The sequence below is a fragment of the Micromonospora sp. NPDC003776 genome (genome assembly GCF_053605645.1).
In genome coordinates this window covers 1-1,700 of the sequence record NZ_JBSGJR010000896.1, presented here as the reverse complement: position 1 = coordinate 1,700, position 1,700 = coordinate 1, and the positions used below count along the sequence as shown (strand labels likewise).

The 1,700-nt window shown below is 76.9% G+C and carries 2 protein-coding genes and 1 pseudogene; all 3 read left to right on the top strand.

The genetic code is table 11. From position 1 onward, the window contains the following. Positions 1 to 339, top strand: a pseudogene (locus tag ACWEVO_RS36190) (monooxygenase); the annotation flags it as partial. Then, positions 336 to 902, top strand: coding sequence for a GNAT family N-acetyltransferase (locus ACWEVO_RS36185; protein ID WP_452311890.1), 567 nt, complete (start codon positions 336 to 338; stop codon positions 900 to 902). The pseudogene ACWEVO_RS36190 and the gene ACWEVO_RS36185, both read left to right, overlap by 4 nt. A 35-nt stretch (positions 903 to 937) precedes the next feature. Then, a partial coding sequence (locus ACWEVO_RS36180; RefSeq protein ID WP_452311891.1) for a carotenoid biosynthesis protein occupies positions 938 to 1,700 on the top strand: 763 nt, incomplete at its 3' end.

The following is a 1,700-nucleotide window of genomic DNA, read 5'->3' as shown; positions in this document are numbered from 1 at the left end:
GCCCGGCTACGGCCCCGCCGGGCGGCCACCTTCTGGCGGGCCGTCCCGCCGGTCGCCGCCGCCCTGCACGCCGCGCCCGGGCTGCTCGCCCGGTTCGGGGTCGGGGAGGCCCCGCTGGGCTGGCAGGGCACGGTGAGTGTGTGGCGGGATCCGGCGGACCTGGTCGCGTTCGCGTACCGTCACCCGGAGCACCGCGCCGCGATCACGCGCACCCCCACCGAGGGGTGGTACGCGGAGGAGCTGTTCGCCCGGTTCGCGGTGCGGGACGTGGTCGGCGACCGCACGGTGCTGGGCTGGGCGGTCGAGGGCGACCCGGAAACGGCGAGAGGAAACGCATGAGGTTGGTGCGCTGGACCCCGGACGATCTGGTCCGGCGGCTGGACGACGTGGTCTCCGTCTACGGCGAGGCGATGGGCTACCGCACCGACCTGCTGGAGGCGCGGCGCGGCTACATCGCCACCCACGTCCGCCGGCCCGGATTCCGCGCCGTCGCCAGCCTCACCAGTGAGGGACACCTGATCGGCTTCGGGTACGGCTATCTCGGCGCCGCCGGCCAGTGGTGGCACGACCAGGTGCACCGGGCCCTCGACGCCGAGGCCCGGCAGCGTTGGCTGACCCACTGCTTCGAGGTGGTGGAGCTGCACGTGCGGCCCCCCGCGCAGGGGCACGGCCTCGGCGCCGGCCAGCTGCGCGCCCTGCTCACCATGGCGGAAGGCACCACCACCCTGCTCTCCACCCCCGAGGCGGACGAGCAGAAGTCCCGCGCCTGGCGGCTGTACCGCCGGTTCGGCTTCGTCGACGTCCTGCGCCACTTCCACTTCCCCGGCGACGAACGGCCGTTCGGCGTGCTCGGCCGGGACCTGCCGCTGCCCCCGCCGGCCCCCGGTCCGGCCACCCCGTGATCCGGCGCCGGCTGCCCTGGGCGCTGCTGGCCGTCATGGTCCTCAGCCAGATCTGCTACCCGCTCACCGCCGGCGCCACCCGGGCCGGGCTGACCGTGGCCACGGTCGGCCTCGGCTACCTGCTCGCCGTGGGGCACGCCCTGCTCAGCCGGGGGCCGCGGGCCGCGCTCGCGCTGGTCGCCGTGGCCACCGGCGGCGGCTTCGCGGTCGAGGCGATCGGGGTGGCCACCGGCGTCCCGTTCGGCAGCTACGACTACTCCGGCGAGCTCGGCCCGAAGCTGGCCGGGGTGCCGCTGATCATCCCCCTGGCCTGGACCTGGATGGCCTGGCCGGCCTGGCTCACCGCGGTCCGCCTCACCGGCCCCGCCGGCCCGGCGGCCGGCTGGACGCCCCGCCTCGGCCGGATCACCCTCGCCGCGGTCGGGCTGGCCGCCTGGGACCTCTTCCTGGACCCGCAGATGGTGGCCGAGGGCTACTGGGTCTGGCGGGACACCACCCCGGCGCTGCCCGGCCTGCCCGGCGTCCCGGCCAGCAACTACCTCGGCTGGCTGCTCTTCGCGGTGCTGCTGATGGCCGCGCTGCGCCCGCTCGGCGGGCCGGCCGTGGACCGCGTCGACGGGCGGGACGGGCCGATGTTCGCGCTCTACCTGTGGACGTACGCCTCCAGCGTGCTGGCGCACGCGGTCTTCCTCCGGCTGCCCGCCTCGGCGGTCTGGGGCGCGGCCGGCATGGCGGTGGCCGCCGTGCCGCTGGCCGTGGCGCTGCTGCGCGCCCGGCGCACCGGTGGGCCGCCCCGGG